Annotated in this window: 3 protein-coding genes; 2 read left to right on the forward strand and 1 reads right to left on the reverse strand. The window is 49.5% G+C overall.

Annotation, left to right across the window (positions count from 1 at the left end; genetic code table 11):
- Together GIW04_RS29570 and GIW04_RS29575 are read left to right on the forward strand one after the other, a co-directional pair.
- A partial coding sequence (locus tag GIW04_RS29570) for an SGNH hydrolase domain-containing protein (protein WP_268939281.1) occupies positions 1–436 on the forward strand: 436 nt, incomplete at its 5' end.
- A 105-nt stretch (positions 437–541) separates the two neighbouring features.
- Positions 542–1,474, forward strand: a complete 933-nt coding sequence (locus tag GIW04_RS29575) for a KpsF/GutQ family sugar-phosphate isomerase (protein WP_169918704.1) — start codon at positions 542–544, stop codon at positions 1,472–1,474.
- A 542-nt stretch (positions 1,475–2,016) separates the two neighbouring features.
- On the opposite strand, the gene GIW04_RS29580 is transcribed toward GIW04_RS29575, so the two are convergent.
- Positions 2,017–2,829 (reverse strand): hypothetical protein (locus tag GIW04_RS29580; RefSeq protein WP_236479519.1); only part of this gene is annotated, 813 nt, incomplete at its 5' end.

The raw sequence follows: 2,829 nt of genomic DNA on the forward strand, positions 1-2,829 counted from the left end.
GAGTTGGCTGGTATTTGGCAGCAACGCTCCTCACGAGCAAAATCAGGCATTGGCACTGCTTGGCGATACGGTGGCGAAAATAACTGCAGCATCGCCATCGACCAAGGTGGTGGTGATTGGCCCGGTACCGCATTGGAATGGCAATCTGAACTCTAAGGTCCTGGATTATTGGACGCAATACAAGCAGTTGCCTCCGGAATACATGGAGTATGGGCTGAACCCACAAGTCATGGCTTGGGACAGTTTCTTCAAAGCGCGCGTACCTGCCATCGGCGCATCCTATATCTCGGCCTTGGACGTTTTTTGCAAGGCGCAAGCCTGCTTGAGTCGTCTTGGCGACGACGTCACTGATCTCCCTGTGGTCGACTTTGGCCATCTTAGCAAACACGGCTCGGTGTACCTGATGGACAAGATCAAGGCGGACGTTTTCAACTGATGGCGGACCTACCGCCAAAACCCAGTCACTGAGCATGCTTTGCACAGGGCCGTTTTAGACCGTAGCATGCCCGCTTACGCATCAATCAATTCATTACGGAGGAATATGAATCACCTTCAGATCGCCAAAGAAGCACTGCGGGCTCAAGCAACTGCGGTAAGTGCTATTGCAGACCGTTTAGGCGAGGAGTTTCAACGCGCAATTGAGTTGATACTCGGTTGCAAGGGCCGCGTCGTGGTCTGTGGTATGGGGAAGTCCGGACTCATTGGTAAAAAGATGGTGGCCACTTTTGCCTCGACCGGCACCCCGAGTTTCTTTTTGCACCCAGCAGAAGCGTTCCACGGTGACCTGGGCATGCTTAAACCGGTTGATGTACTGATCCTCATCAGCTACAGCGGCGAGACTGAAGAGGTGATCAAACTCATTCCGAGTTTGCAGTCGTTTGGCAACCAGATCATCGCAATGGCCGGCAACGGCAAATCCACACTGGCCAAGCATGCCGATATCTGGCTGGATGTATCCGTTGAGCGCGAAGTGTGCCCTAACAATTTGGCGCCGACGACCTCAACGCTGGCAACCATGGCCATGGGCGATACATTGGCAGTGGCCCTTATTGAGGCCATCCAGTTCAAGGCCATGGACTTCGCCCGGTACCATCCCGGTGGAAGCCTCGGCCGGAAGCTATTGACCCGGGTTAAAGACGTCATGCACTCGCCTGCGCCAGCAGTATCGCCTCACACCAGCTTTCATGATTGTCTGATGGTAATGACTCAAAGCCGCCTGGGCATGGCTATAGTAATGGACCAGGGAAAGCTCGTCGGTATCGTCACCGATGGCGATCTGCGTCGAGCGCTGCTTGAAAACGAGGGCGTTATTCGTGAGACGGTCAAATGTTTCATGTCTGAGAGGCCACATACTATTCACAAGGACGGCCAATTATCTGAGGCGGAAGCTTATATGATCAATAATAAAATTAAAGCTTTGGCGGTAACCGAGACTAGTGGGGAAATAGTGGGGGTCGTCGAGATCTTTGATTGACCGTCCGGGTAAAATAGATCGCCGTTCTTCCGGTCATAGGTAACTGAAACCCCGAGACGTGTATACAGAGTTAGCTGTATATATGTGAATGGTTCTGCGGGTGCGCAGGATCCGGGGAGGTCGCGCCGGATCCCTTGTGGTGCGATGGTTTAATTTTATTATTCCAATAATAACATACTGTTGGTGCGGTTTAGGGGGGATAAGGTTGTATAAACTTCTCGAGTAAGTTTGGCGCTGCCGCTGTGGTTGAGCTTCATAAGAATAATGATTGAAAAGTTTTGCTAGCCTGCATGGACTGGCTTGGATCACCTAGCCCGCGCTGACCACTTTAAATATATCCATAAACAGTTCACTAATTTTTTTAGGCTGTCAGTCAAAAATCAGTTGCCGTTTGAACTCGCTGAAGTGTTCTGCCTCTTGCGGTTAGCTGCCTGGTCTGGCGATGCTAGTTGATGCAGTGCTTAATTAATTGATCAAACTAGCAAAAGCCATGATTTCCAAGCTGCCCGGCGTTGACCTTGCTGAAGGATATGCAAAAACTATTAAACGCTTTCGAGTAACTTCAAGATTCCAGAAATTGTAGGGTAGCCATATGGGCCAAGTTCTATATCCCTGTTCTCTAGCCCAAGCGTGTGCATAGCTTCGATCAATCTATAGTTTTCATTATGCAAGGATTGCGGTGTTTCATTTCTTTTAGTGATGAGGTTTGCACAACTGGCTTCCCATGCTACGCGCTGCATTGAGTCCAGTTGTTTAATATTCAAATGTTGGAGGAAGTGGAAAGGTATGCTACTCTTCTGCGCGTCGTCGGAGACATAGATCGGAACTGTTAGCTTGGCTATAGGATCGGCGCCTGACGTCAGATTTCGAGTGTGGCCGATCTGCGAGTTAAAGGTGATAACGTGAATGCCCACCGCTTCGAGTTTTAGAAGCCCCGATTGACCCAAGTAACGCAGTAGGGTATCTAGCCAGACACTTCGCCCAAAAAGTGTGATTTTACCACCTTTGCGCGCAACAAGCTGAGTAGCAGCATTTAGAATCAGTTTCTCAACATCTTTGATGGCCTTGTTGAAAGCTGTACGGGCATCAGTGTTGTAATAGAAACAATTTATTATTGTGAGGTAGCCAATATGTGATGGGTGAGAGCTCGGGTCGATGAATAGTCGCATCGCCTCGTGCATAGGAAGATCGAGCAACGGCATAAGGTCAACCAACTTGGGAGTAGGTACAGAGGCTTGAACTTCCTTGAGATTCCAGTGAGGATGCTTGTATCGCTTGTCCTTGATATGACGTCCGGCCAATCGATCTTGCACCTGTCTGCAAAATAGATCCCAGAAGATAAAATGGATCTGATT

Origin of the sequence: Pseudomonas sp. PA-4-8C (assembly GCF_021606625.1) — a bacterium.
GTDB lineage: Bacteria > Pseudomonadota > Gammaproteobacteria > Pseudomonadales > Pseudomonadaceae > Aquipseudomonas > Aquipseudomonas lactis.